The organism is Streptomyces sp. T028 (assembly GCF_048159505.1).
GTDB lineage: Bacteria > Actinomycetota > Actinomycetes > Streptomycetales > Streptomycetaceae > Streptomyces.
This window is the reverse complement of the sequence record NZ_JBLRVZ010000032.1, coordinates 101,139-126,987: the sequence shown is the minus strand read 5'-3', so window position 1 is coordinate 126,987 and position 25,849 is coordinate 101,139. Positions and strand designations below refer to the sequence as shown.

The following is a 25,849-nucleotide window of genomic DNA, read 5'->3' as shown; positions in this document are numbered from 1 at the left end:
CCATGACTTCAGACATCACCTCGCCGCCGGCCCGGACCCGGCCGTCCGCCGTCGGCAAGCCCCCGGCCCCCACCCGCCCCGACACGGCGTCCGGACCGTCCCGCGGCCCGCTGCGCCGGCTGACCGGCGGCCTCGGCACCGTCCTGCTCTGCCTCGGCACGCTGCTGTTCGTCCTGCCGTTCCTCTTCACGGTCGCCACCTCGCTGCGCACCGCGGCCGACGTGGCGCGCTCCCCGCTCGGCATGCCGCACTCGCTGACACTGAAGAACTTCTCCGAGGCCTTCAGCCAGATCCACTACGGGCGCAGCACCCTCAACACCCTGCTCATCACCGGCCTGTCGTGCGTCGCCATCACCGTGATCGGCTCGCTCGCCGCCTACCCGCTGGCCCGGATCACCCAGCACTGGTCCACCGCCGTGTACCGGCTGTTCATCCTCGGCACCTCGATCCCCGTGTTCGTGGTGGCGGCCCCGCTGTACCTGCTGATGCGCGACCTGAACCTGCTGGACAGCTACGCGGGCGTCGTCCTCATCTACACGGCTTTGAACCTGCCGGTCGCCGTGTTCTTCTACACCAGCTTCATCCGCTCGGTCCCCACCGATCTGGAGGAGGCGGCGGCACTCGACGGCTGCGGCGCGTTCCGTACGTTCTTCACGATCATCCTGCCGCTGCTGCGGCCGGTCACCAGCACGCTGCTCACCTTCGTCTCCCTGCAGATCTGGAACGACCTGCTGGTCCCGCTGGTCTTCCTCCAGGATCCCGACAAGCGGACCGTCATGGTGAACGCCTACTCGTTCATCGACCCGCACACCGTGCAGCCGACCACCCTCTTCCCGGCCGCCCTCCTCGGCGTACTCCCACTGCTGATCATCTTCATCTTCTTCCAGCGCCAGGTGGTCGCCGGCATGTCCGCCGGCGCGGTCAAGTGACGAACCCGGCGCCGCGCCGCGCAGCCGACGCGGACCGGCGGGGGCACCGCCGCCTCCCGTCCCGGGCGGCCTGACCGACCGTCCGGCCCCGCCGGAACGCCTACGCCCATCCCCAACGCCGAAGGCCATCCCACCGGACGGGCCCAGGCCGGAAGGGCCCAGGCCGGAAGGGCCCAGGCGGACCGGCCCGGCCACCAGCCCGGCGTTCCCCACCCCGGCCCTGGACCCACGGCCCGCCCGCCCCACGTTCGCCCCGATCCCCGGCCCCAGTCCCCGCGCGCCACCCCGGTACTGCCTTACGGCCTCCAGCCGTCCCACGACCCCACCGTCCCGGGCATCCCCTGCCCCCGACGTCCCGGAAGGACCCGCCACCGATGTACGTGGTCTCCTACTTCACCGACGCCGAAGAGGCGCTGTACCTGGCCTACAGCCACGACGGCCATGAGTTCACGCCCGTGAACGGCGGCAGCCCCGTCCTGCGGGGCACGGTCGGCACCGGCCGGCTGCGGGATCCGTTCATCGGGGTGGGCCCCGACGGCCTGTTCCATCTGCTGGCCACCGACGGCTGGACCAGCCCGTACATCGTCCACGCCACCTCGGCCGACCTCGTCACCTGGTCCGCGCAGGAACTCCTCCCGGTCATGGCCGGTGTGGACGGCGCCCACAACGCGTGGGCACCGGAGTTCTTCCTCGACCGCGCGACCGGGACGTACCACCTCATCTGGTCGTCGGTCGTCGAGGCCGGCACCACCGCCGAGGGCCGGGACTACGAGCACATCGGCCAGGACCATCGCATCTGGCACTGCACCACCGAGGACTTCCGTACCTTCTCGGACCCGGACATCTTCTTCGACCCCGGCCATCCGGTCATCGACGCCACCGTGCGGGAGCTGGAGGGCGGCGGCTTCCTCATGGCGTACAAGGACGAGCGCGGCACCAACGACCTCGCCACCGCCCACAAGGACATCCATCTGACCACCTTCGACACCCCCGGCGGGCCGTGGACCTCCTCCGTGGGACCGGTCACCCCCTCCGTGGTGGAAGGCCCGTCGATCTTCCGGCGCGGGGACGAGATGGTCATGATCTTCGACCACTTCCTCGAAGGGAGATACGGAGCGGCCCGCAGCAAGGACGGCGTGGCCTGGGAGCCGGTCTCCCTCGCCCTGCCGCCGGGCATGCGGCACGCCTCCGTCCTCGAAACGCCCCTCCCGGCCGCCCTGCCCGCGCGCTGAGGCGACCGCATGAACTCCGGGCGCGGCCGGTTCGGCCGGCCGGCCCGGTGCTCGAAGAGCCGCGTCGCATCCCGCGCCGCGGAGGACCCCTTCACCCACCAAGGAGCGTCGCGATGAAGCGCCGCAGAACGGACCGCCCGGGCGTACGGGCGTCCCGCATCCTCACCCTGCTCTCCACCCTGGCGGGCGCCCTGCTCGTCCCGGCCACCGCCGCGCACGCGGCGGGCACCGCCTACTACGTCGACTGCTCGGCGTCCAGCAACGGCAGCGGCAGCCAGTCCAGCCCCTGGAACGCGGTCGGCAGCGTCAACAGCACGACGTTCGGCGCGGGCGACAGCATCCTGTTCAAGGCCGGCACCACGTGTACCGGCCAGCTCTCCCCGGGCGGCTCGGGAGCCTCGGGCAGCAACATCTCGATCAGCTCCTACGGCTCCGGCGCCAAGCCCGTCATCGACGCGAACGGCGCCACCGGACCCGTCATCCACCTGCTCAACCAGCAGTACTGGGACATCGGCGGCCTGGAACTGACCAACGCGGCCTCCTCCCCGAACTACCGCTCCGGTGTCCTCGCCGAGAACGCGTCCGGTGGCGTCCTGCACCACATCCGGGTGCACGACATGAACATCCACCACATCAGCGGCTACTCGGGCGGCTGGTACGCCACCAACGCGGGCGTCGGCGTCCAGACCAACCACACCACCCCGGCGTCCACCTGGGACGACGTGGTGATCGAGAACAACACCTTCGACCACGTCGACCGCATCGCCGTCGCGGTCACCCCGGACGGGGACGGCCAGGGCACCAACCAGACCACCAACACGGTCATCCGCGACAACACGATCACCTACAGCGGCGCCGACGACATCCTCGTCGTCAAGAACGACGGCGCCCTCATCGAGGGCAACAAGGCCGGCTACGGCGGTGCGAAGGAGGACTGCCCGCCCTCAGGCCAGTACTGCAACCGCGCCTCGGCGGGTATCTGGATGTCCGGCAGCAACGACACCGTCGTGCAGAACAACGAGGTCTACTGCCACGTCGACGGTGCCGACGGCACCGGCTTCGACGTGGACTGGGGCAACCACAACACCACGTTCCAGTACAACTACAGCCACCAGAACATCGGCGGCTTCATGCTGCTGATGCCGCCCTTCACCATCGCCAACGAGCCCACCTCGACCGTCCCCAGCGACGGCACGGTGATCCGCTACAACATCAGCGAGAACGACGGCACCAACGCCGGCTGCCCCGCTGCGGGCACCCCCACCCATGGCACCGGCGTCTTCCACTTCGTCGGCAACATCCCCAACAAGAGCGGCAGTTCGGTCGCCGTCCCACTCATCTACAACAACAGCATCTACGTCAACAAGAGCGGCCTGAACACCCCCGTCCTGTACTCCCGGCGCGGCTCCAGCGTCACCGGCACCCTGTCCTTCCAGAACAACGCCGTCTTCAACTACGGCACCGGCGGCTACTTCACCACCAGCGCCGGGTCCGTCTACTCCAACAACCTCTTCTACGGCAACCACCCGTCCTCCGAGCCCGCCGACGCCGCGAAGGTCACGGCCGACCCGCAGTTCCGCAACCCCGGCAACGCCAACAGCTCCTCCACCTACACCGGCACGAGCGCCTACCAGGTCCACCCCTCCTCGCCGGTGATCCGGGCCGGTACGGTCATCAGCTCCAACGGCGGCAAGGACGCCTTCGGCAACACCGTCTCCGCGACGGCCGCCCCCAACATCGGCGCCTACAACGGCACCGGCGGCAACCTCGTCTCCAACGCCGGGTTCGAATCGGGCTCGATGAGCCCCTGGACCAACAGCGGTGCGGCCCCGTCCGTCACCTCGTCGAACGCCCGCACCGGCACCTACGCGCTGACCACCGCGGCGAGCGGCAGCGGCGCCAACCAGGCGCTGACCGGTCTGAGCCCCAACACCACGTACCTGCTCACGGGTTGGGCGAAGGTCGCCAACGCGGGTGAGACCCTCGCGATCGGGGTGAAGAGCTTCGGCGGCACGGAGACCTACACCAACATCGCCACGACCGCGTACACCCAGGCCGCGGTCCTCTTCACCACCGGCTCCTCGAACACCACGGCCACCGTCTACTGCTGGAAGAACACCGGCGGCACCGGCGCGGGTTACTGCGACGACCTCGCGGTGGAGCCCCTGTCCTCCGCGACCAACGCGATCACCAACCCGGGCTTCGAGACCGGCGCCCTGACCCCCTGGGCCCAGAGCACCGGTACGGCGTCCAGTGTCGTCGCCTCCAACGCCCGCACCGGCACGTACGCCCTGCGGACCGGCGTCAGCGCCAGCGGCGCCATCCAGACGGTGAGCGGTCTGACCTCCAGCGGCACCTATCTGCTGGCGGGCTGGGCCAAGGCGGCCACCGCCGGTGAGGAGGTCGCGGTCGGCGTGAAGAGCTTCGGCGGTGCAGAAACGTATCTTCGGACCTCGACCACGTCCTACGCCCAGCAGCCGATCTTCTTCACCACGGGCGCGTCCACCACCTCGGCCGGCGTCTACTGCTACAAGAACGCGGGCTCGGCGGCCGGCTACTGCGACGACTACACCCTGATCAAGCTGCCCTGACCCGACCGACTCCCCGGAGGACACCAAGCGACACCGAGCGACACCGAGGACCGTGGGCGGACCGGAAGCACCGGCCCGCCCACGGGTGCTTGCGCTCGTAGTCTGTGACGCACGTCATAGTCCGGGTTCTCCGGAGTGGCGTAATGCCCGGCCTTCTCCTCGCTCTTCAGGGCGAGGCGGCGGAACATGCCGCCGCCCCGCCCCAGTTCGGAGACCGCCGTGTACATCAGCCTCGACCAGCCCATGGGGGCCTGCCTGCTCACCCGTGACCAGCGTGAGCTGGCCGTGCCGGCCAACCTGCGCTGCACCTCCGACGACCCCCTCGCCGTAAGGCTGGTGTTCCCCGCCTGTGCCTCGCTGGACGGCGAGGAGGTCACCTGGGTGTTCGCCCGCGCCCTCCTGGAACAGGGACTGGAGGGCCCGGCCGACGGGGGCAGTGTGCGGGTCCGGCCGTACGGGCCGGCGCACACGACCGTGGAGCTCCGCGCGTCGGAGGGCTCCGCACTGGTCCGCTTCGACACGGCCGCCCTCCGGCGCTTCCTGCTCCGCTGGTCCACGGTCGACGAGCGGGTCGCGGTACCGGCCCAGGGCTCCGAGGGCGGCCACCCCGCCCGTCAGTCGAACTCCTCCACGTACTCCTCCGGCGGCCCCAGCTCGGCGCGGTCCCGCAACTCCAGTGTCCCGCCGAGCCGTTCCAGCTCCAGGACCGTCACCGTGTTGTCGCCGGTCCGCAGCAGCGGGGCCGGGCAGTACAGGGTCAGCTGAGGGCCGCTCTCGCGGTAGCGGCCGAGCAGGAAGCCGTTCACCCAGACCAGACCGCGGCTCGATCCCGGCAGCGCGAGGAAGGTGTCCGCGGGGGTACCGACGGGGAACACGGCCGTGGCGAAGCCCGATCGTGTGCGCGCGGGACCGGCGGCGACCGCGTCGGCCAGTTCGGCGGAGGTCCACTCCTGCAGCGCGACCGGTGCGCTGTCCCAGCCCTGGACGAGACGCCGGTCGACGAGGACGGTTCCGAGCAGGCCCTTGTGCCCGCCGATGCCGGGCCCGTAGTTCACCCGCCCGAGGTTCTCGACCAGCACGTCCAGCCGTACGACCTCGCCGGTGCCGTGGAGGGGGAGCTCCGGGGAGTCGGGTTCGGCGACGCCGAGCAGCGTGCCGTCGACGAGGACCAGGGCCCGGTCCCGTACGTCGGTGAGGACCAGCCGGTGTGCGCCGGACGGGATCCGCGGGTGCGCGGTGTACCGGACCATGCCGGCGTCGAGCCCGAGCCGCTCGAACGAGGCGGGACGCGGACCGGTGGTGACCGGGGCCGGGACGGCGGTCAGACCGGCCAGCACGTCGGCGCGGTGGACGAGGGGGAGCCGGGCCGCCGGGAGCTTGGGCGGGCGCACCTCCGAGCGGACGGGGCCGCGGGCGCCGAGCGCCTCGCGCAGCGCGAAGAACTTGGGAGTGAGGCTGCCGTCCTCGGCGATCGGCGCGTCGGAGTCGTAGCTCGTCACCACGGGGCGCAGTCGGCCGGACTCCTCGTTGGCGCCCGCCCAGAGCCCGAAGTTGGTGCCGCCGTGCGCCATGTAGAGGCTCACGCTGCCGCCGTCGGCGAGGATCCCGCGCAGGGTGCCGACCGCGCTCTCCACCTCCCGTATGTGGTGCCGGCCGTCCCAGTGGTCGAACCAGCCGTTCCAGAACTCGGCGACCAGGAACGGCTCGTCGGGACGGCGTGCCGCGAGGAGCCGCCGGGCGGCCTCCGGCCGGGAGCCCAGGGTGACGGCCGTCAGGGTGCCGGGCAGGGTGCCGCCGTCCAGCATGAGCTCGGTGGGGCCGTCGGCGGTGAACAGCAGCTCGCTGACGCCCCGTTCGGCCAGGCCCTGCCGCAGCCGGCGCAGATAGGCGTGGTCGTCGCCGTAGCTGCCGAACTCGTTCTCCACCTGCACCGCCACGACCGGCCCGCCCGCACAGGCCTGGAGCGCGGCGACGCGCGGGATCAGCCGGTCGAACCAGCGGCCGACGGGGGAGGTGAACGCGGGATCCGAGCTGCGGACCGCCGGCTCCCGGGCGGTGAGCCAGCTCGGCAGACCGCCGTTGGACCACTCCGCGCAGATGTACGGGCCCGGTCGGACGACGGCGTCGAGGCCCTCCTCGGCTACCAGGTGAAGGAACCGCTCCACGTCCCGCCAGCCGTCGAAGCGGGGCTCCTCGTCTTCGCGGGGCTGGTGGAAGTTCCACGGCACATAGGTGTCGACGGTGTTGAGGCCGAGGTCGGCGAGCCTGCGGATCCGGTCCCGCCAGAGGCCGGGATGGACCCGGAAGTAGTGCAGCGACCCGGAGAGGATGCGATGGGGGACGCCGTGCCGGTACAGGCGGCCCGCGTCCCAGGTGAGCGCATGTGTCGTGCTCAGCTCAGTCACGGGCGGGAGCCTATGTTATCGATGCCATGCGTAACAAGAACGCTAGGATCGGTACGGACACAGGAGGGAGCGTCATGAGCGAGAGCACCGTGCGGCCGAGGCAGCCGAGCATGGCCGACGTGGCCCGGACCGCCGGGGTGTCGGCGCAGACCGTCTCGCGCGCGCTGCGCGGCTCACCGAACGTCAACCCCGAGACCCGGCGGCGTGTGCTCGCCGCCGTGGAACAGACCGGCTACCGGTTCAACAGCGCCGCCCGGGCGCTGTCCTCCGGGCGCAGTCACACCATCGGGCTCGTCCTGCTGGCCTCCGGCGGCTACTACTCGCGCTCGGCGGTGACCGCGGGCGTGGAGGCCGCCGCCGGCGCGGCCGGCTACGCGGTGAACATCGCGACCATCGCCGCGCTCGACACCGGCCTCATGGAGCGGGCCCTGGCCAGGCTCGCCGACCAGGGCGTCGACGGCTTCGTCATCGCCGTACCGCTCATCTCGGTGACGCCGAAGATGGAGGACATCACCCGCGACATTCCGACCGTGACCCTCGACGGCTCGCGCACGGCGGGCGCGCGGGTGCTCGGCATCGACCAGCGGGAGGCGGGCCGGGTCGCCACCCAGCACCTGCTCGACCTCGGCCACCGGCAGGTCTGGCACATCTCCGGCCCCGACGAATGGATCGAGGCGCGGCGCCGGCGGCAGGGCTGGCAGGAGTGCCTGGCCGCGGCCGGGATCGAGGCGCCCCCGCCCCTGGAGGGCGACTGGTCGCCCGACTCGGGGCACCGGCTGGGGCAGATCGTCGCGATGATCCCGGAGGTCACCGCGGTCTTCGTCGCCAGTGACGAGATGGCCTTCGGCGTCATCCGCGCGCTGCGTGAGCGCGGCCGTTCCGTGCCCGAGGACGTGTCCATCGTCAGCGTCGACGACATCGCCCTCGCGGCCTACTGCGCCCCACCGCTGACCACCGTCCGCCAGGACTTCTACCGCTACGGCGCCGCGGCGGTCGCCCTGCTGCTGGACGACGACGAGACCGATGCCGGGGAGTCCGCGGCCACGGCGTCCCTGTCGCTGCGCGCCTCCACGGCACCGCCGCGCCGTTCCTGAGGCACACGGAACCGCCTCACTTCGGCCCCTTGCGCCGCACCCTGATCGGTGCCACCGTATGGCCTCATGTTATCGATGCCACCGTAACAACACGGTGAGCCGGACTTGTTTCCCCGTTCTACCCGTTCTCCGTTCTACCCGTTCTCCCGTTCCACCCGTTCTCCTGCTCGCAGCCAGGTGGGCAACTGTCCACGGGAAGGACCCCCCATGAGGAGATCGCTCGTCCTCGCGGGCGCCGCGGTCACGGTGCTCTCACTGCTCACCGGCTGCTCGGCCGGAGACGGGAGCGGCACGGACTCCGGAAAGACGACCCTGGAGGTCGCCGCCCTCGAAGGCGGCTACGGCAGGGACATGTACACCCAGGTCATCAAGGCGTACGAGACCGCCCACCCCGACATCGACGTCCAGCTGAAGATCTCGAAGAGCATCGAGGACGAGATCACCCCGAACATGAAGGCGGGCCGCTACCCGGACGTCGTCGTCCTCGGCCAGGGCCGCAAGGCCGGGCTCACCGAGACCCTCATCAAGGACAAGGCCCTCGACGACCTCACCCCCGTCCTGAAGGAGAAGGTCCCCGGCGAGTCGAAGACCGTCGGCGACAAGCTCACCGAGGGGATCGTCGGCAACCTCAACACCAACCCCTACGGCACCGACAAGACGTATCTGCTGCCGATGTACTACGCCCCGACCGGCCTCTTCTACAACAAGGGCCTGTTGGAGGAGAAGGGGTGGAAGGTCCCGGCGACCTGGGACGAGATGTTCGCGCTCGGCGACACCGCCAAGAAGCAGGGCATCCCCCTGTTCACGTACCCGACGGCCGGCTACCTCGACTCGTACTTCTTCGCACTGCTCGCCGACATCGGCGGAGAGCAGTTCTACACGGACGTCATGACGTACAAGAAGGACGTCTGGAAGAGTGCGAACGCCCGCAAGGCCCTCGACCTCACCACCCGGCTGCTGGGCTACGCCGCCCCGACCACCGTCGGGTACGCCAACGAGCAGGACTTCACCAAGAACCAGCAGCTGCTCCTCGACAACAAGGCGCTGTTCATGCCGAACGGCACCTGGATCGTGGGCGAGATGGCCGACGCGCCGCGCGCGAAGGGCTTCCAGTGGGCGCTGACCCCGCTGCCGGCGGTCACGGCGGGCGGCAAACGCTACATCACCACCTCGGTCGAATCGGTGTGGATCCCCACCGCCGCACAGCACAAGGACGCGGCCAAGGACTTCATCGCCTACCTCTACTCCGACGAGGCAGCGAAGATCTTCGCCAAGTCGAACGCCATCCAGCCCACCGAGGGCATCGCGAGCAGTCTGACCGGCGAGAACGCCGCCTTCTACCAGGTGTACGAGGACCCCGACGTGTCCGCGCTGGTCGGCGGCTTCGCGAGCACCGCTCCCGTCGAGGGCGTCGACATCAAGGCCACCCTCTTCGACACCGCGAACAGCATCATCAGCGGCGACACCACCGAGGACAAGTGGCAGTCCGCGCTGAACGAGGCCAGCGAGAAGCTGCGCGAGGCGGGCGACTGAGGCGGTGACGACGCTCTCCACCCCACCCCCGGACTCGACGAACCCACCCCCGGACTCGACGAACCCACCCCCGGGCGCCACGAACCGCACGCCGGGAAAGCGGACCCCGCGGACCCCGCCGCCCGCACCTCCCCGGCGGGCGGCGGTCCCGGGGCGCGGCAACACCGGCTTCGTCCTGGCCTGTCTGCTGCCCGCACTGGTGCTCTTCGCGGTCTTCATGATCATCCCGACCGTGAACGTGTTCCGGATGTCCTTCTACACCTGGAGCGGCTTCTCCCCGCAGAAACGGTTCGTGGGGTGGGACAACTTCCAACGCCTCCTCGACGACGACCAGTTCGTGCGCGCCTTCCAGAACACCGTCGCGCTCCTCGTCGTGGTGACCGTCGTGACGATGGGCTCCGGACTGTTCCTCGCCGCGGTCATGACCCGGCAGCGGCTGCGCGGACGGAACCTCTACCGGTTCGTCCTCTACATCCCCAACGTGCTCTCGGTGGTCGTCATCGCGGCGATCTTCTCCGCCGTCTACGACCAGAAGAACGGGCTGCTCAACGGCACCCTCCGGCTGCTGTCCCTGGACAGCTGGCAGCAGATCTGGCTCGGCGACCAGAAGATCGTGGTGTACGCCATCGCCATCGCCATGGTCTGGCAGTCGCTCGGCTACTACATGGTCCTCTACATGGCGGGCATGGCGGGCATCCCGGAGGAGCTCTACGAGGCGAGCGCCCTCGACGGGGCCTGTGCCGTCCGCCAGTTCTTCGCCCTCACCCTGCCGCTGATCTGGCAGAACCTGCGCACCACCCTGACCTTCTTCATCATGAGCTCCGTCAACCTCAGCTTCGTCCTGGTCCGCGCGATGACCGGCGGCGGCCCCGACGGCTCCTCCGAGGTGCTGCTCAGCTACATGTACAAGCAGGCGTACACGAACTCGTCGTACGGCTACGGCATGGCGATCGGCGTCGTCGTCTTCGCGTTCTCGTTCCTCGTGTCGCTCCTGGTGAGCCGGGCGACCCGCCGCGAGCCCCTCCAGTTCTGAGGACGGACCCATGACCACCCCAGCCGCCCCCCGCCCCCGCGCCGCCCGGCTGCTCACCCACACCCTGGTCGCCGCCCTCGCGCTGTCCGTCGCCGTACCGGTCGCCTGGGTGCTGCTCGCCTCCCTCAAACAGAAGAGCGAGTTCTTCGGCAGCCCGTGGACCCTGCCGAAGAGCCTGCACCTGCGCAACTACACCGACGCGTTCGTCACCGCGCACATGGGCCGGTACTTCCTGACTTCGGTGCTGGTCACCCTGCTCGGCCTGGTCCTCGTCCTCGCGGTCTCGGTACCGGCGGCGTACGTCGTCGCCCGCTACGAGTTCCGGGGCCGCCGTCTCGTCGAGACCGCGCTGATGGCCGGCCTCTTCGTCAACGTCAACTACATCGTCGTACCGATCTTCCTGATGCTCGTCGACTGGGACCGCGCGCTGATCGACGTCTTCCCCGGCGGCTTCTTCATCGACAACCCGGCGATCCTGTCCCTCGTCTACGCGGCGACCTCGATCCCCTTCACCGTCTACCTCCTCACCGCCTACTTCCGGTCGATCCCGGTCGAGTACGAGGAGGCCGCCGCCCTGGACGGTGCGTCCCGCCTGCGGATCATGACGAGGATCATGCTCCCGATGGCCCGCCCGGCGGTCACCACCGTGATCCTGTTCGACTTCCTCGCCTACTGGAACGACTTCATCATCTCGCTCACCCTGCTCCCGGGCGACGACAAGACTCTCCAGGTCGGCCTGCTCAACCTGTTCACCGCGCAGAAGGCGGCGGCCGACTACGGGCGCCTGTACGCCGGCATGGTCATCGTCATCGTGCCGGTCCTCCTCGTCTACGCGCTCATCCAGCGCCGCCTGATCGAGGGCATCGCCTCCGGCGGGGTGAAGGGCTGATCCCCGCCCGCGCGCCACCAGCGGAAGGTACCAGCGGAAGGAACTCCGAGATGAAGGACATGAAGGAAGCGACGCGTACGGCGCTGCTGGTCGCCGCCCGTGCGCTCGTCGTGGCGGCCTGTGTCGCGCTCGTCGTCACCGCCCGTACGACCGTCGGGTGGGGACACCTCCTGGTCATGCTCGCCGGACTGGCCGGTCTGCTGGCCCTGCTCGCCGTCTACAACCGGCGGTTCCGGTGAGCGCGCCGACCGGACGCGAACTGGCCGCCGTACGACCGAGCGCTCGGCAACTCGCCTGGCAGGCCATGGAGTTCTACGGCTTCCTGCACTTCGGGATGAACACGATGACGGACCGGGAGTGGGGCGAGGGCCACGACGACCCGGCCCTCTTCGACCCGCCGTCCCTCGACGCCGACCAATGGGTGAGGGCACTCAGGAGCGCCGGCATGACCGGCGTCATCCTCACCTGCAAGCACCACGACGGCTTCTGCCTCTGGCCGAGCGACGTCACCGACCACACGGTGGCCGCCTCGCCCTGGCGCGGCGGACAGGGCGACGTGGTCGCGGAGGTCGCGGACGCGGCACGGCGGCACGGACTGCGGTTCGGGATCTACCTCTCCCCGTGGGACCGCACCGAGGCGACCTACGGCTCCGGGACCGCGTACGACGACTTCTACGTCGCCCAGCTCACCGAACTCCTCACCCGCTACGGGCCGTTGTTCTCGGTGTGGCTCGACGGCGCCAACGGCGAGGGCCCCAACGGCAAGCGGCAGCTCTACGACTGGGACCGGTACTACGCGGTCGTCCGGGAGCTCCAGCCGGACGCGGTGATCAGCGTGTGCGGGCCCGACGTCCGCTGGTGCGGCAACGAGGCCGGGGAGACCCGCCCCGACGAGTGGAGCGTGGTCCCGCGCGCCCTCCAGGACGCCGAGCGCACCGCCGACCGCTCCCAGCGCGCCGACGACGGCGCCTTCGCCCGGCTGGTCCGCAGCGACGACCGCGACCTCGGCAGCCGCACCGCGCTCGCCGGACACGAGGACGACCTGGTCTGGTACCCGGCCGAGGTCAACACCTCCATCCGCCCCGGCTGGTTCCACCACCCGGCCGAGGACGCCCAAGTCCGTTCCGTGGACGAGCTGTTCGCCATCCATCTGCGTGCGGTCGGTGGCAACTCCTGCTTCCTGCTCAATGTTCCGCCCGCCCGGGACGGGCGGCTCCCGGACCCCGACGTGACCGCGCTGGAGCAACTCGGGCGGCGCATCGAGGACTTCAAGGCCCGAGGGTTGGAGGCGACGACCGTGACCGTGTCGTCCGGCGAGGCAGGTGAACTCCCGACCGGCTGGCGGCCCGACGCGTCGGATCCGCTGCCGGCCGTCACCCTGTCGTTCGCAGGGCCCCGGTACGTCGAAGCGGTCGTCGTCGGCGAGGACATCGCGCAGGGCCAGCGCATCGAGCACGTCGTCGTCCGGGGCCGGCACCGGGACGGCCACTGGACCACGCTCGCCGAGGCGCATGCGGTCGGCCACCGCCGCATCCTCACGTTCGCGCCGGTGGAGGTGGACGCGGTGGTCGTGGAGATACGGGAGACGCGTGACACCCCCGTCGTCGACCGCGTCGCGGCGATCGGAGCGGCGTCATGAAGCGTCTGATCCTCATGAAGCGCCTGATCCTCTACGTCACCGGCGCCTGCGTCACCCTCGCCGCGCTGGTCGCCACTCTGGTCGCCGTCCACGGCGGCCACGACTCCTCCGACGACGTGGCCACCATCGACGGACACCCGGTGACCCGCGCCGAACTCCTCTTCCACATGCGCCGGTTGGCCCCGACCGTACAGAACGAGCTGCGCACCCGCTACAGCCTGGTGGGCACCCCCAACTGGAGCGCCGAGGTCGGCGGCAGGACCGCGCTCCAGCGGCTGGAGGACAGGGCCCTGAAGGAGATCCGGCACGACAAGACGATCCTGGTCCTCGCCAAGGAACAGGGGCTCGTCGACTCCGTCGACCACAAGGCCTTCCTCGCCGACCTGGATGATGAGAACGACTCCCGCGCCCAGGCCATGGCGACGGGACGGACCGTGTACGGCGTCGCGCGGTTCTCCGCCGAGGAGTACTACACGCACCGCCTCACCGAAGTCACCACAGCCCTCGAACAGCGGCTCGGCAAGGGCACCGACGCGCCGCTGAAGGTCACCGACGCCGAGGTCCGCCGCACCTTCGACGCCGACCGCGACGACTGGAGCGCCAACGCGACCACGTACACGTACTCCCGGCTCGTCGTGCCGGTGCGGAACGGGACCTCCGCCGACCAGGTGCGGCGGAGGGTGCGCGAGGCCAGGACCCTCGCGGCCGTCGCCGACGCGGAACCCGGCGCGCGGCTGACGAGGGGGACGTACGACGTGGGCGCCTCGGGCGGGCTGAACGCCCACGACCAGGACCTGGCGGCCGTGCTCGGCAAGCTCACGCCGGGCGCGATCTCGGCCCCCGTCCAGGGCACCGGTCAGCTCACCTACTACGAGCTCCACGGCAAGAAGGTCGACGAGGACAAGGCGTTCGCCGCGTACGCCCGGCGGATCCGGCTCTCGCTCGTCGAGGAGAAGTTCGACCAGTACCTCCAGCGCCGTGTCGACCGGAGCGACATCGATGTCGACACCTCGGCGGTGGACGCCATCAACGCGGAGGAAGTGCAGCAATGAGACCCGTCGACACCGGACCACCCCGCCCGCGGACGCCGTACGCGAGCTTCGTCGCCCTGCTCGCCGCCCTGGTCGCCGCCCTGCTCGTAGGTGCGCTCGTCCCGGCGGCCCATGCCACCACCACCCGGCACCACACCCCAGCCCGCGCCGCGATCAAGGCGGCCTGGCCGGGCAACTCGCCGAACACCACCGGCGGCAAGGACTACTACCTCGACGCCACGCTCGGCCGGGACACCGCCGCCGGCACCTCCCCGGCGACCGCCTGGCGCACCCTCGCCAAGGCCACGGCGACGACGTTCGCCCCCGGCGACCGCATCCTGCTCAAGGCCGGAGAGCAGTGGCAGGACCAGCAGCTGTGGCCCAAGGGCTCCGGCAGCGCGGGCAGGCCGATCACCATCTCGGCGTACGGCGACCCCAACGCCCGCCGCCCCTACATCGCGACGAACGGCAAGGTGCCCAGCCCCTTCAGGTCGGACGGCACCAAGAACCCGGCCACCGTCGGACTGACCGGCGCCATCGTGCTGCGCAACCAGCAGTACTGGGACATCGACAACGTCGAGCTGTCCAACGACGACGACTTCGCCACGAACATCACCTCGGGGACGTACGTCCGCGACGGCATCATGATCTCCATCAACGCCGACCTGCTGGCGAGCGGCGCGGACAGCGTCATGGACCACTTCCGCATCTCGAACGTCCACGTCCACAACCTGGACGGGCCCAGCTACTGGCAGAAGATCCACTACGGCGCGGTCGACTTCCAGGTCTTCGGCAGCAAGAGCTACAAGGAGTACGGCACCGGCGGCCACTACTTCAAGGACGTCCGGATCGAGAACAACACCTTCGAGAACGTCGAACTGCACGCCGTCCAGTTCGCGTTCAACTGGTTCGCGGCCGACGGCACGGACGCCGGGCAGTACGACGAGAACGGCAAGTGGCACGAGGGCTGGGAGCAGTTGTGGGTCCGCACCCGCGACCTCTACAGCCGCGATGTCCACATCGGCCACAACTACGCCGAGAGCATCGGCCAGGGCGCGATCCAGCTCGCCGACACCAAGAACATGACGGTCGAGTACAACGAGGTCAACGGCTTCCTCAAGCGCTACGACGCGGTGTCCTGCGCGCTCTACCTGTGGGCCGGCGCCGACTCGGTCATGCAGTACAACGAGGTCTACGGCGGCCCCGACAACGAGTACGACGGCACCCCCTGGGACCTGGAGTACACCAACTTCAACGTCACGTACCAGTTCAACTACTCGCACGACAACGCGGCCGGCTGGATGGCCTACATGGGCAACAGCGCGAACTCCGTGGCCCGTTACAACCTCAGCGTCAACGACAACGGCGTCCTGGTGAAGAACATGCTGTCGACGAACTACTCGCCGACGTACTTCACCAACAACACCTTCGTCTACGACGGAGCGGACCTCGACCACGTCCACGACGAGACGTTCCTCAGCCGGGTCTACTTCCTCAACAACGTCTTCCACAACACCTCGACGACGACCGCGACACCCTGGTACCGCCGCACCGGCGCGCTACGGCAGGCGGTGTTCTCGAACAACGACTACTACGAGGCGAGCGGCACCCATTCCACGCAGGAGCCCGCGGATCCCCGGGGCCTGCGGGCCGACCCACGATTCGTCGGCGACCCCGACGACTACCTCACCGGACTGGGCGTGAACCGGATCCGGGAGGCGGCGGCGCACTTCGCGCTCCGCGCCGACTCACCCCTCATCGACGCCGGCCGGTACAACCCGCACCTCGGCACCGAGGACTTCCTCGGCACCCACCTCTACTACGGCGCCGCCCCGGACATCGGCATCGCCGAGAGCCCCGTCGGCACCCGCGTGGAGAACCCCGTCGACGACGACCCCGTCGAGGAGGAGACCGACAACCGCGTCGACCTCGCGCTCGGCAGACCGGTCACCGCCAGCTCCACGCACCCAGGGGCGAACGGCACCCTCACCGCCGACAAGCTCACCGACGGCAGCCTCACCACCCGCTGGGCGGCGGCCGACGACGCGGCCTACCCGGTCACCCTCGACATCGACTTCGGCGCGGACACCACCTTCGACCAGGTCTTCCTGGACGAGTACACCGACTCCGGCACCAACCCGCGGGTGCGGACCTTCGAGCTGCAGCGCTGGGACACCGGGACGGGCACGTGGGTGACCTTCGCGAGCCGGGACACCGGCATCGGCCATGACCTCACCGTGACCGGCTTCGGCAGTGTCACGACGTCCCGGCTGCGGGTGGCGCTCACCGGGAAGATCGCCACGGAGCAGTACACACCGACGATGACCGAGATCGCCGTATACGACGGATGACCGCGCCCGTTGGGTGGACGGACGATGGGACGGGTGCACATCACCCGCATCTCCCCCGTCCACCCACCGGCGCGACCGGCTACTCGCCCTTCGGCGCCGCCTGCTGCACCACCTCGAAGGACCAGAGGGTGGCGGCGGAGGCGGCGGGCTTGGCCTGCTCGCCCTCCGCGCCGCCCCGGTGCGCGGACTTCATCGGGCCCTCCATCCACGCCTGGAACGACTCCTCGTCACGCCAGCGCGTGTACACGAGGTAGGTGTCGGTGCCCTCGACCGGGCGGAGCAGCTCGAACCACTCGAACCCGTCGGAGTTCTCCACGGCGTGCGCTCGCGCGGCGAACCGCTTCTCAAGGGTCTCCCGCTGCTCGGCCGGGACGGTCAGTACGTTGATCTTGACTACGCTCATGCCCCCATCCTGCCTCCCGGGGCGACCGGGGGAGTGGACCGCCCCCTACTCCTGGGCGGGAGGTTCCTCCGGGGGAGGCGGTTCCAGCCGTTCCAGCTCCCGGACGGCCTGCCGCGCCTCCCGCTCCGCGCGGGCGAGCGCGTCGGCGGCCGTGCGGTACCGGTCCTCGGCCCGCTGCTCCTCCCCGGCGGCCGTACGGAGTGCCTCCTGAGCCCGCCGCAGGCGCTCCTGCGTCTCGTCCACCTCGTGCTGTGCCCGGCTGTGGTGGTCCCGGGCCCGCTGTACGGCCGTCTCGGCGTCGGTGTGTTCCGCGCGCCGGTCGTCGAGCTTGCGTGTGGCGGCCTCGGCCTCCTGGCGGGCCCGGGTGAGACGTTTCCGGCGCCGCTGGGCGAGTTCGTCCGATCGAGGAGGACGCGGTGGCCTGCTCCGGACGGCGCCCTCCGGTGCGGGCGCCGACGGAAAGCCCGACGGTGGGACGAGGGCGCTGTCCAGTCGGCCGCCGGCCCACCGGTCCGCCGCGTCCGGGTCGGTGAGCACGGCCCGCAGGGTGGCCGAGACCTCGTTCAGCACGGCGTCCGAGAGCCGCTGCCCGGCGTCGAGCGCGAGCTCGGCCGCCTGGCGGGTCAGGGCGGCGACGACCCGGCGGCGCTGGGCGGACAGCTCCCTGATCCCGGCCGGGTCCAGGTCCTCGTGGGCCTTGCGCAGCGCCTGCCCCAGCTCCAGGAACCGGTGGCTCTCCTCAGGGCGCGACCGCAGGAGCAGGTTGGCGGCCCAGGCGGCGAGGGTGGGCCGGCGGGACTCGTGGATCCGGCGGGCGTCCTGCGGCCGGCCCGCCGCCCTGGCGGCCACCGCCAGTTCCTCTCTGCGCGCGACGAAACCGGACGGCGGGGTGGTGTAGAGGCCGTCGAGCACCGCCTCCACCTCGTACGTCCCGCCACCGCGCCGTCGCTTGCCCGCCATGGTCAACAGCCTTCACCGGCCCGCCGGACCGCGCACGCCGGGACGCGGTCCCGGTCACCAAGGAACACGGCCACTTTGGGACTCAAGTGACCAGATTTCCGGGGGACTTGGAGGCGGCGGGCCGGGTGCGTGCCCAGTCGAACAGCAGCATCGAGCACACGGCCGCCAGCGCGCACCAGGTCGAGACGAACTCCAGCCGCCACAGCGCCCAGCACGCCGGCGCCCCGACGCCGACGAGCGCGCCCAGCAGCCACAGCCGCCGGTCGCCGGACAGGAGCAGGGACCCCACCGTGGCCATCAGATACCCCACGACGAGGACAGCGGGGTTCGGAAGGCCGAACGCGTAACCGACCGTACGACCGTGGATCTCGGCCGTCACCGGGCCGTCGGCCAGCCCGTACGCGAGGACCGCGGCGGTCGCGACCCCCACCGCGAGCGGCAGCACCAGCCGGCGACGGGCGGTCGGCGCGGCGGCGCACCACACGCCGAAGGGCACCCACACCGCCAGCAGCGGCAGGGCGATGACGGCCCAGACGTAGGTGGCGGGCCCGCCACCCCCGCCCCGGTGCCAGACGACCGACTCGACGATCTGATGGGCCCCGAGCAGCAGCGGCAGCGCGGCCAGCGGCAGATCCCGCCTCTCCCGCACCCGCCCCACCGAGGCCACCCCGACGACCGCGATCCCGGCCCCCGCCACCAGATCGGCCGTCGCACTCCAGCACATCCGCCCAGCCTAGGGCCGGGCTTCGGGGTACGTCCGCCCTGCCACGCCTCATCCTGGGCTCGGGCCTCTGACAGGGCTTCCCCGACCGCCGCCGGCAGTCGGTCCCGGGCTTGACGCCGGGACGCCCCTGGTCATGGCCTCGCCCGGACCAGCCCCGCGTCGTACGCCGTGATCACCGCCTGGATGCGGTCCCGGGCGCCGATCTTGGCGAGGACACGGCCGACGTGCTTCTTCACGGTGGACTCGGTGAGGACGAGCCGTTCGGCGATCTCGGTGTTGGTCCAGCCCTGCCCGATGGCGACGAGGACCTCGCGTTCGCGGTCGGTGAGCGTCCGCAGCCGGGGATCCTCGGCCACGGGCGCCTCGCTGGGCGCGAGGACCTGATGGGCGTACGCGTCCAGCAGTCGCCGCGTCAGGCTCGGGGCGACGACCGCGTCACCGGTCGCCACGGCGTGGATGCCCGCGACGAGTTCCTCGGGCCGGGCGTCCTTGAGCAGGAAGCCGCTGGCACCGGCGCGCAGCCCTTCGTAGGCGTACTCGTCGAGGTCGAACGTGGTGACGATGAGGACGCGGGTGCGGCCGCCGGCGGCGACGATCCGGCGGGTGGCCTCCAGACCGTCCATGCCGGGCATCCGGACGTCCATGAGGACGACGTCGGGGCGCAGTTCCGCCGCCAGGCGGACGGCCTCGGCGCCGTGCGCCGCCTCGCCGACCGAGTCCAGGCCCGGGGTGCCCTCGATCAGCATGCGGAAGCCCATGCGCTGCAGGGGCTGGTCGTCGGCGATCAGCACGGTGGTCATGACAGCTGCTCTCCCGGAGCCGACGGGGTGGACGGAGTGGACGGAGTGGAGGCGGTGGATGCCGTGGATGCGGTGGGTACGTCGAGCACGACGTCCACGAGCCAGCCGTGCCCGGTGTCGCGCGGACCCACGATGACGGTGCCGCCGTACATGGCGGCCCGCTGCCGGATGCCGACAAGGCCGTGCCCGGGCCCGTCGTCGTCCCCGCCCCGCCGCGCACGCGGCGGCGCCCCGGACGGTACGCCGGTGTCGGCGACCCTGATCCGCACCTCCCCGGCCTCCGCCGTGACGGTGACCTCGGCGGAGGATCCGGCCCCCGCGTGCTTGAGCGTGTTGGTCAGCGCCTCCTGCACGATCCGGTACACGGTCAGCTGGACACCGCTGCCCAGGGAGCCGAGGTCGCCCACGGTCCGGTAGGTCACGCCCACGCCCGCCGCGCGGACCCGGCCCAGCAGCGGGTCCAGGTCCCCGACGCCGGGCTGCGGCCCGAGCATCCGCGCCTCGTCCCGCTGCTCCTCGCGCAGGACACCCAGCACCCGGCGCAGTTCGCTCATCGCCTGGCGGCCGGTGTCGCCGAGGATGCGCAGTGCTTCGGCCGACCGCTCGCCCCGGTTGCCGGCGAGGGTCGCGGCGCCGTCGGCCACGCTCACCATGACGGACAGGTTGTGGCCGACGATGTCGTGCATCTCGCGCGCCACCCGGGAGCGTTCGGCGGCGGCCGTGAGCCGCATGCGCTGCTCCTGCTCGATCTCCAGCCGCCGGGCCCGGTCCTCCAGCGCCTCCAGGTACATCCGCCGGATCCGCAGGGTCAGCCCGACCGTGACGGCCGCGGTCACCGTGCCCAGCAGGAGGAAGGCCCCCAGCACCGGATGCTCCGTCGGCATCAGGACGAAGGCCGCCAGCAGCAGCTCCACCACCGTCACCGCGACGGCCCAGCCCAGAACCCGCAGAGAGCCCCGGCGGGCCAGGGTGTACAGGGCGATCAGCGCGGCCATGCCGGTCGGCAGCCAGAGCTCCAGCGACCACTGGACCAGCGACACCGACGCGATCACGAAGTAGGTGACGGCGGGGGCCCTGCGCCGCCACCACAGCGGTACGACGAAACCGGCGAACAGGGCGTACAGGACGGCGGACGGCACCTGGTCGCGGGCGTCCGGCTCGCCGAACGGCGAGGTCCCCTCGCCCCGCAGCAGATCGGGCAGGGTGATCGCCACGACGAACAGCACGACCGCGGTGTCCAGCAGCCACGGATGCCGGCGGTCCAGCCGCTGTCTGCGGCTCTGGTCGCGCAGCAGCCGCCCGAGCAGCGGATGCGCCCACGCCGCGTCGAACCCGGGGGACGGCGGGAGGGCCGACCCCCGGGCGGTGTCGGCGGAGTCCGCCGCGCGCTGCGCGCTCATGGACACCATTGTCCCCGGGCCCGGATCAGACGTCGGACCTGACGAGCCGGTACGCCGCACCGGCCAGCGCCAGGGTCACCCAGCCGGCGAACACCGCGAGCCCCGCCCCGGGCGACAGGGCGTCCGAGGACTGCTGCAGGGCGTAGACGGCCGAGCCCGCGTTGCTGGGGAAGTAGGGGCTGAGGGTGTCGTACCAGGAGTCCGGCAGCAGCGAGGCCAGCCCGGGCAGGATCAGCAGGACGCCGACCAGCACCGCGATGGCGCCGGCGGAGGAGCGCAGCAACACGCCCAGCGCCACACCGAGCACGGCGACCAGGCCGAGGTAGACCCCGGCGCCCGCCAGGCTGCGCAGGACACCGTCGTCGCCCAGCGAGAGCGCGATCTGCTCACCGTCCAGACCCGGGCCGCCCAGCAGGAACGCGGCCAGCGCGCCGACCGTGGCGAGGACCAGCGCGACCGGACCGATCACGGCCGCCTTGGAGAGCAGCACGGGCAGCCGGCGCGGCACCGCGGCGAGCGTGGAGCGGATCATGCCCGTGCTGTACTCGCCCGCGGACAGCAGCACCCCGAGGACACCGATGGCCAGCGACGCGAAGGTCACGCCCGTCAGTGCCAGACTCACCGCGTCGCTGTCGCCGCTCCCCTGACCGGGCGGTCCGCCGGCCGCGACGGCGTCCGGGCTGTAGGTGTAGCTGGCGATCGCCCCGAAGAGCACCAGCAGCACGACGGCGACCCCCAGGGTGATCCAACTGGAGCGCAGCGACCAGAACTTGGCCCACTCCGAGCGCAGCACGCGGACGAAGGTCACCTTGTACCGCGCGGCGGAGCCGCGCTCGGGGTCGGGCGCCACGGACAGGCCGGAGCGCCGGGGGCGGGGCGGTGCGGTGGTGGGCATCAGGCGGCCTTTCGCTCGGTGTCGGCCGGAGCACTCTGGTACTCGACGACATCGCGGGTGAGTTCCATGAACGCCGCCTCCAGCGAGACGGACTGCGGGGTGAGCTCGTACAGCGGCACCCCGTGCTGCGCGGCGATCGCCCCGATCTCCCGGGCGTCCCGCCCGTTGACCAGGAGTTCCTCGGCCGAGGAGGAGGTGATCGTGACGTCCGGCCCGGCCAGCAGCGAGCGCAGCCGCACCGCCTCGGTGCTCGCGACCTTCACCCCGCTGCCGCCGGCCTCCCTTGTGAAGTCCTCGACCGTGGTGTCGGCGAGCAGCCGTCCGCGGCCGATGATCACCAGATGGTCGGCGATCAGCGCGGTCTCGCTCATCAGGTGCGAGGAGAGCATCACGGCCCGGCCCTCGTCGGCCAGCGAGCGCAGCAGGTTGCGCACCCACAGCACACCCTCGGGGTCGAGGCCGTTGACCGGTTCGTCGAGCATCACGATCGCCGGATCCCCGAGGAGCGCCGAGGCGATACCGAGCCGCTGGCCCATGCCGAGTGAGAACGCGCCCACCCGCTTGCCCGCCACACTGGTCAGTCCCGCCAGTTCGATGACCTCGTCCACCCGGCTGCGCGCAATGCCGTGGGTGTGCGCCAGCGCCATCAGATGGTTGCGCGCGCTGCGCCCGGGATGGACGGACTTGGCCTCCAGCAGGCTGCCGATCTCGTGCAGCGGGGCCGCGTGCCTCGCGTACGCCCTGCCGCCCACCGTGACCGAACCGGCGGTGGGGGAGTCCAACCCGATGATCATGCGCATGGTGGTGGACTTGCCCGCCCCGTTGGGACCGAGGAAGCCGGTCACCTCGCCCGCCTTCACGGTGAAGCTCAGATGGTCGACCACCGTCTTGTCGCCGTACCGCTTCGTCAGCTCACGCGCCTCGATCATGGGAATGGGCCCTTCCTGCCTCGCACTCGCGGTTTCCGAGTTCGAAGGTAGGAGCACGCGAGGCCCGAAGCCTGGGCCCCCGGGGGAATCTTCGGCGGGCCAGTGGTACCCCGGTACCACTGGCCTCACCGCGTTCCGGCTCCCTGTTCGCGCCGCCCTACGGTTCGGGGCAGTCCTCGTCGGAGCCCTCGGCGCGCCGGCCGCCGGAGGCGGTCACCGTCACGGTCACCGTCACCGGGTCCGGCCGGTTGAGGCGAAGGGCCCGGCCCGCCGTGCAGATCAGCTGCCGCTGCGCCAGGGCGGAGAAGTCCGTGTCCACGTCCCGAGGCAGTACGACCGACACCCGGTTGTTCTCCGTCGTGGCCCGTATCGGCTCCTGTGAGGCGGCCTCGGACGCGGAGGGGCCCGCCGTGGCGTCCGATTCGACGATGTCCTCCTGGGGCTGCGCGGGCTCGGCGGTCGGGAAGACGGAGGCCTGCTCCGACGCGCGCGCCACACGCGTGGTCCACCCCTTGGACCGCTCCACCACGTCCGGGCCCGCGAGCAGTTCCTGGATGGCCGCCGCGGGGTCCCCGGCCTCGGGGACCGCGCGGATCACGACGACCAGGGTGCCGTCCTGGACGAAGTAGAGCGGGGTCGTCGCCGTGATCCCGCTCGCCGGATCGCCCGCCTCGACCACGCCGGTCGAGGGAATGCCGCAGGCGGAGAGCGCGAGGACCGCGCCGACGACCAGCAGAGCGGCTCGGCAGGGGGCTCGGCGGGGCGGGCTCGTCATATGCTCTCCCAGGCCGACTCGTCCCGCCGCAGCGGGAGTTCCACCGTGAAGACGGCGCCGCCGCCGGGGTGGTTGGCCGCGCGGACGGTGCCGCCGTGCATCCGTACGTTCTCCTCGGTGATCGCCAGGCCCAGCCCGCTGCCCTCGGTGCGGGTGCGCGCGCTGTCGGACTTGTAGAAACGGTCGAAAACATACGGCAGTACGTCCTCGGGGATGCCGGGCCCGCTGTCGGCCACCTCGACGACCATGTGCCGCAGGGTGGCGTGCGGTCCGCCCTCGGACAGCGTCAGGCGGATGGGCGGGGTGCCGTGCCGCATGGCGTTGCCGACCAGGTTGGCCACGATCACGTCCAGCCGGCGCGGGTCGACCCGGCCGCGGAGCTCGTCGGGCCCCGGCAGCCGGGTCTCCACCAGGTCCGACCAGCCACGGGAGGAGAGCGTGCGCCGCACCGACTCGGCGAGGTCGATCTCGTCCAGGTGCAGTTCCGCCGCCCCCGCGTCGAAGCGGGAGATCTCCATCAGGTCCTCCACCAGCCGGGCCAGCTTCACGGTCTCCTCGCTGATCAGCCGTACCGCGGTGGCCGTGTCCGGATCGAGTCGGGCGGCCTCCTCGTCCAGCACGTCGGTGACCGCCGACATGGCGGCCAGCGGGGTGCGCAACTCGTGGGAGACGTCCGAGGCGAAGCGGCGGGCCCGCGCCTCCATGCCGCGCAGCTCGGCGACGGACTTCTCCAGCGCCGACGCGGTCTCGTTGAACGTGTGGGAGAGATCGGCGAGTTCGTCGGAGCCGTTGACGTCCAGCCGGGTGTCGAGCCGGCCCTCGGCGATGCTGCGGGTCGCCCGGCGCAGCGCCCGCACCGGCCGCAGTACCCCGCGCGCCGCGAACAGGGCGAGCAGCACGGCGACGCCGAGGGCCGACGCGGTCGCCCGCTCGATGGCCGTGACGAGAGCGTCGACGGAGCGCTGCTCGTCGGTCTGGGGCACGATCAGGAAGACCTGGACCCCGGTGCGTATCCGATTGCCCTCGTCGGACTTGAAGACGACCGACATGCCGACGACCAGGGAGGTCCGTCCACCGGTGCTGACCCGCTGGAACACGGTGGCCAGACTGGAGTCGACGGCCTCGCGCACGGCGGGCGTCACCTCTTCGAACGCGTCGCCGGGCACCGAGGTCGCGCTGAGCTCCTTGTAGGTGACGAGGGCGCGCCAGGTGCCCGACGGTTCGGCGCCGGCCACCTCGGCCGCGTACCGCGCGATGGCCTCCTCGGTCGGCGGGTAGGGGATGCCGGTGGCGAGTCGGCTGACCTGGGTGCGCAGCTGACGGATCACGGTGTCCTGGCTCTGCTGGAGGAACCCGTTGCGGGCCTCCCGGAAGGTCAGCGCGCCGGTCGTGGTGGTGGCCAGGGCGGCGACCAGCCCGAACGCCACCACGAGCCGTACGCGCAGCCCACGCATCACCACCCGCGCCGGAGTGCGCGCCCCCTTGGCCGGAGCGCTCACCCTGTTCTTGTTCCTGTGGGCTCCCGCCCGCACGCCGCGTCTCACCGGGACGCGAACCGGTAGCCGAAGCCGCGCACGGTCTGGATGTAGCGGGGCTCGCGCGGTGGGTCGCCCATCTTGGCGCGCAGCCGTTTGACGCAGGCGTCCACCAGCCGGGCATCGCCGTGATAGCTGTGCTCCCAGACCGCCTCCAGCAGCTGCTGCCGGCTGAACACCTGCCCCGGCGAGGCGGAGAGGGTCAGCAGCAGCCGGAGCTCGGACGGGGCGAGCTGGACCGGGGCGCCCCGCACGGTGACGGTCAGCCCGGCCCGGTCGATGGCCAGCTCCCCGTGCGTGTCGATCTTCGGCAGCCCGCCGCCGCCCGGTGCCGCCCCGCCCGCCCGGCGCAGCACGGCGCGGATCCGGGCGTCCAGCACCCGGGCCTGCACCGGTTTGACGACGTAGTCGTCCGCGCCCGCCTCGAGACCGACAACGATATCCACGTCGTCCCCGCGCGCGGTCGCCATGATGATCGGCAGGGTCTGGTCGACGGAGCGGATCCCGCGGCACACGTCCAGGCCGCTCATGCCGGGCAGCATCAGATCGAGCACGATGACGTCGGGACGGAAGGACCGCAGCCGTTCCATGCCGTCCTCCCCGGTCGCGACGGCGGCGACCTCATGGCTCTGGCGGCGCAGCCCCAGTACGACCCCTTCCCGGACGGCGCGGTCGTCTTCGATCAGCAGAACACGTGGCAT

Annotated in this window: 22 protein-coding genes and 1 pseudogene; 12 read left to right on the top strand and 11 right to left on the bottom strand. The window is 71.2% G+C overall.

Annotation, left to right across the window (positions count from 1 at the left end):
- Positions 1–2 precede the first annotated feature (2 nt).
- The 4 genes and pseudogenes from ACLZN2_RS30360 to ACLZN2_RS30345 all read left to right on the top strand — a co-directional run.
- Positions 3–929 carry a carbohydrate ABC transporter permease gene (locus tag ACLZN2_RS30360; protein ID WP_416982571.1) on the top strand — a complete coding sequence of 309 codons (927 nt, stop codon included), beginning with the start codon at positions 3–5 and terminating at the stop codon, positions 927–929.
- Positions 930–1,303: 374 nt separating this feature from the next.
- Positions 1,304–2,161: a glycoside hydrolase family 43 protein gene (locus tag ACLZN2_RS30355; protein ID WP_416982569.1), complete on the top strand. Its 858-nt coding sequence runs from the start codon at positions 1,304–1,306 to the stop codon at positions 2,159–2,161.
- A gap of 113 nt (positions 2,162–2,274) precedes the next feature.
- Positions 2,275–4,752 (top strand): carbohydrate binding domain-containing protein, encoded by a 2,478-nt coding sequence (locus ACLZN2_RS30350; RefSeq protein ID WP_416982567.1) that lies wholly within the window; start codon positions 2,275–2,277, stop codon positions 4,750–4,752.
- A gap of 186 nt (positions 4,753–4,938) precedes the next feature.
- A pseudogene (locus tag ACLZN2_RS30345) lies at positions 4,939–5,289 on the top strand (SsgA family sporulation/cell division regulator); the annotation flags it as partial.
- Between the two features lie 77 nt (positions 5,290–5,366).
- On the opposite strand, the gene ACLZN2_RS30340 reads toward ACLZN2_RS30345, so the two are convergent.
- Positions 5,367–7,157 (bottom strand): glycoside hydrolase family 35 protein, encoded by a 1,791-nt coding sequence (locus tag ACLZN2_RS30340; protein ID WP_416982566.1) that lies wholly within the window; start codon positions 7,155–7,157, stop codon positions 5,367–5,369.
- Positions 7,158–7,231: 74 nt separating this feature from the next.
- Here ACLZN2_RS30340 and ACLZN2_RS30335 point away from each other — a divergent pair, with 74 nt between their 5' ends.
- From ACLZN2_RS30335 to ACLZN2_RS30300, 8 genes are all read left to right on the top strand, one after another.
- Entirely contained in the window at positions 7,232–8,251 is a 1,020-nt protein-coding gene (locus ACLZN2_RS30335; protein ID WP_416982564.1) for a LacI family DNA-binding transcriptional regulator, read from the top strand.
- Between the two features lie 207 nt (positions 8,252–8,458).
- A complete protein-coding gene (locus ACLZN2_RS30330) occupies positions 8,459–9,784 on the top strand; it encodes a carbohydrate ABC transporter substrate-binding protein (protein ID WP_416982562.1) in 1,326 nt (441 codons plus the stop codon).
- Between the two features lie 4 nt (positions 9,785–9,788).
- Positions 9,789–10,817 carry a carbohydrate ABC transporter permease gene (locus ACLZN2_RS30325; RefSeq protein ID WP_416982561.1) on the top strand — a complete coding sequence of 343 codons (1,029 nt, stop codon included), beginning with the start codon at positions 9,789–9,791 and terminating at the stop codon, positions 10,815–10,817.
- A 10-nt stretch (positions 10,818–10,827) separates the two neighbouring features.
- The gene (locus tag ACLZN2_RS30320) at positions 10,828–11,706 is read left to right on the top strand and encodes a carbohydrate ABC transporter permease (RefSeq protein ID WP_416982559.1); all 879 of its coding nucleotides are present in this window, start codon (positions 10,828–10,830) and stop codon (positions 11,704–11,706) included.
- A 50-nt stretch (positions 11,707–11,756) separates the two neighbouring features.
- The gene (locus ACLZN2_RS30315) at positions 11,757–11,945 is read left to right on the top strand and encodes a DUF6903 family protein (protein ID WP_416982558.1); all 189 of its coding nucleotides are present in this window, start codon (positions 11,757–11,759) and stop codon (positions 11,943–11,945) included.
- The gene (locus ACLZN2_RS30310; RefSeq protein ID WP_416982556.1) at positions 11,942–13,345 is read left to right on the top strand and encodes an alpha-L-fucosidase; all 1,404 of its coding nucleotides are present in this window, start codon (positions 11,942–11,944) and stop codon (positions 13,343–13,345) included. Before ACLZN2_RS30315 ends, ACLZN2_RS30310 begins: the two co-directional genes overlap by 4 nt.
- Entirely contained in the window at positions 13,342–14,397 is a 1,056-nt protein-coding gene (locus tag ACLZN2_RS30305; protein WP_416982554.1) for a hypothetical protein, read from the top strand. The genes ACLZN2_RS30310 and ACLZN2_RS30305 overlap by 4 nt, the downstream gene beginning before the upstream one ends.
- Positions 14,394–16,727: a discoidin domain-containing protein gene (locus ACLZN2_RS30300; protein ID WP_416982552.1), complete on the top strand. Its 2,334-nt coding sequence runs from the start codon at positions 14,394–14,396 to the stop codon at positions 16,725–16,727. Before ACLZN2_RS30305 ends, ACLZN2_RS30300 begins: the two co-directional genes overlap by 4 nt.
- Before the next feature lie 79 nt (positions 16,728–16,806).
- On the opposite strand, the gene ACLZN2_RS30295 is transcribed toward ACLZN2_RS30300, so the two are convergent.
- The 10 genes from ACLZN2_RS30295 to ACLZN2_RS30250 all read right to left on the bottom strand — a co-directional run bounded on the left by ACLZN2_RS30295 (position 16,807) and on the right by ACLZN2_RS30250 (position 25,849).
- Entirely contained in the window at positions 16,807–17,130 is a 324-nt protein-coding gene (locus tag ACLZN2_RS30295) for an antibiotic biosynthesis monooxygenase family protein (protein ID WP_416982551.1), read from the bottom strand.
- Positions 17,131–17,175: 45 nt separating this feature from the next.
- On the bottom strand, positions 17,176–18,090 hold the full coding sequence (locus tag ACLZN2_RS30290; protein WP_416982549.1) for a hypothetical protein: 915 nt from the start codon (positions 18,088–18,090) through the stop codon (positions 17,176–17,178).
- Between the two features lie 82 nt (positions 18,091–18,172).
- Entirely contained in the window at positions 18,173–18,814 is a 642-nt protein-coding gene (locus ACLZN2_RS30285; protein ID WP_416982547.1) for a DUF6629 family protein, read from the bottom strand.
- Positions 18,815–18,945: 131 nt separating this feature from the next.
- Positions 18,946–19,614 carry a response regulator gene (locus ACLZN2_RS30280; protein WP_416982545.1) on the bottom strand — a complete coding sequence of 223 codons (669 nt, stop codon included), beginning with the start codon at positions 19,612–19,614 and terminating at the stop codon, positions 18,946–18,948.
- Positions 19,611–21,014: a sensor histidine kinase gene (locus tag ACLZN2_RS30275; protein ID WP_416982543.1), complete on the bottom strand. Its 1,404-nt coding sequence runs from the start codon at positions 21,012–21,014 to the stop codon at positions 19,611–19,613. Before ACLZN2_RS30275 ends, ACLZN2_RS30280 begins: the two co-directional genes overlap by 4 nt.
- Positions 21,015–21,039: 25 nt before the next feature.
- On the bottom strand, positions 21,040–21,909 hold the full coding sequence (locus ACLZN2_RS30270; RefSeq protein ID WP_416982542.1) for an ABC transporter permease: 870 nt from the start codon (positions 21,907–21,909) through the stop codon (positions 21,040–21,042).
- The gene (locus ACLZN2_RS30265) at positions 21,909–22,838 is read right to left on the bottom strand and encodes an ABC transporter ATP-binding protein (RefSeq protein WP_416982541.1); all 930 of its coding nucleotides are present in this window, start codon (positions 22,836–22,838) and stop codon (positions 21,909–21,911) included. Before ACLZN2_RS30265 ends, ACLZN2_RS30270 begins: the two co-directional genes overlap by 1 nt.
- Positions 22,839–22,995: 157 nt before the next feature.
- Positions 22,996–23,613, bottom strand: coding sequence for a hypothetical protein (locus ACLZN2_RS30260; protein WP_416982539.1), 618 nt, complete (start codon positions 23,611–23,613; stop codon positions 22,996–22,998).
- Positions 23,610–25,157 carry an ATP-binding protein gene (locus tag ACLZN2_RS30255; protein WP_416982537.1) on the bottom strand — a complete coding sequence of 516 codons (1,548 nt, stop codon included), beginning with the start codon at positions 25,155–25,157 and terminating at the stop codon, positions 23,610–23,612. Before ACLZN2_RS30255 ends, ACLZN2_RS30260 begins: the two co-directional genes overlap by 4 nt.
- Positions 25,154–25,849 carry a response regulator gene (locus ACLZN2_RS30250; RefSeq protein ID WP_416982536.1) on the bottom strand — a complete coding sequence of 232 codons (696 nt, stop codon included), beginning with the start codon at positions 25,847–25,849 and terminating at the stop codon, positions 25,154–25,156. The genes ACLZN2_RS30255 and ACLZN2_RS30250 overlap by 4 nt, the downstream gene beginning before the upstream one ends.

Coding starts and splice junctions, on each gene's coding strand:
- ACLZN2_RS30360 (WP_416982571.1), top strand. CDS start 3: ATGACTTCAGACATCACCTCGCCGCCGGCCCGGACCCGGCCGTCCGCC.
- ACLZN2_RS30355 (WP_416982569.1), top strand. CDS start 1,304: ATGTACGTGGTCTCCTACTTCACCGACGCCGAAGAGGCGCTGTACCTG.
- ACLZN2_RS30350 (WP_416982567.1), top strand. CDS start 2,275: ATGAAGCGCCGCAGAACGGACCGCCCGGGCGTACGGGCGTCCCGCATC.
- ACLZN2_RS30335 (WP_416982564.1), top strand. CDS start 7,232: ATGAGCGAGAGCACCGTGCGGCCGAGGCAGCCGAGCATGGCCGACGTG.
- ACLZN2_RS30330 (WP_416982562.1), top strand. CDS start 8,459: ATGAGGAGATCGCTCGTCCTCGCGGGCGCCGCGGTCACGGTGCTCTCA.
- ACLZN2_RS30320 (WP_416982559.1), top strand. CDS start 10,828: ATGACCACCCCAGCCGCCCCCCGCCCCCGCGCCGCCCGGCTGCTCACC.
- ACLZN2_RS30315 (WP_416982558.1), top strand. CDS start 11,757: ATGAAGGACATGAAGGAAGCGACGCGTACGGCGCTGCTGGTCGCCGCC.
- ACLZN2_RS30305 (WP_416982554.1), top strand. CDS start 13,342: ATGAAGCGTCTGATCCTCATGAAGCGCCTGATCCTCTACGTCACCGGC.
- ACLZN2_RS30300 (WP_416982552.1), top strand. CDS start 14,394: ATGAGACCCGTCGACACCGGACCACCCCGCCCGCGGACGCCGTACGCG.
- ACLZN2_RS30295 (WP_416982551.1), bottom strand. CDS start 17,130: ATGAGCGTAGTCAAGATCAACGTACTGACCGTCCCGGCCGAGCAGCGG.
- ACLZN2_RS30290 (WP_416982549.1), bottom strand. CDS start 18,090: ATGGCGGGCAAGCGACGGCGCGGTGGCGGGACGTACGAGGTGGAGGCG.
- ACLZN2_RS30285 (WP_416982547.1), bottom strand. CDS start 18,814: ATGTGCTGGAGTGCGACGGCCGATCTGGTGGCGGGGGCCGGGATCGCG.
- ACLZN2_RS30280 (WP_416982545.1), bottom strand. CDS start 19,614: ATGACCACCGTGCTGATCGCCGACGACCAGCCCCTGCAGCGCATGGGC.
- ACLZN2_RS30275 (WP_416982543.1), bottom strand. CDS start 21,014: ATGAGCGCGCAGCGCGCGGCGGACTCCGCCGACACCGCCCGGGGGTCG.
- ACLZN2_RS30270 (WP_416982542.1), bottom strand. CDS start 21,909: ATGCCCACCACCGCACCGCCCCGCCCCCGGCGCTCCGGCCTGTCCGTG.
- ACLZN2_RS30265 (WP_416982541.1), bottom strand. CDS start 22,838: ATGATCGAGGCGCGTGAGCTGACGAAGCGGTACGGCGACAAGACGGTG.
- ACLZN2_RS30260 (WP_416982539.1), bottom strand. CDS start 23,613: ATGACGAGCCCGCCCCGCCGAGCCCCCTGCCGAGCCGCTCTGCTGGTC.
- ACLZN2_RS30250 (WP_416982536.1), bottom strand. CDS start 25,849: ATGCCACGTGTTCTGCTGATCGAAGACGACCGCGCCGTCCGGGAAGGG.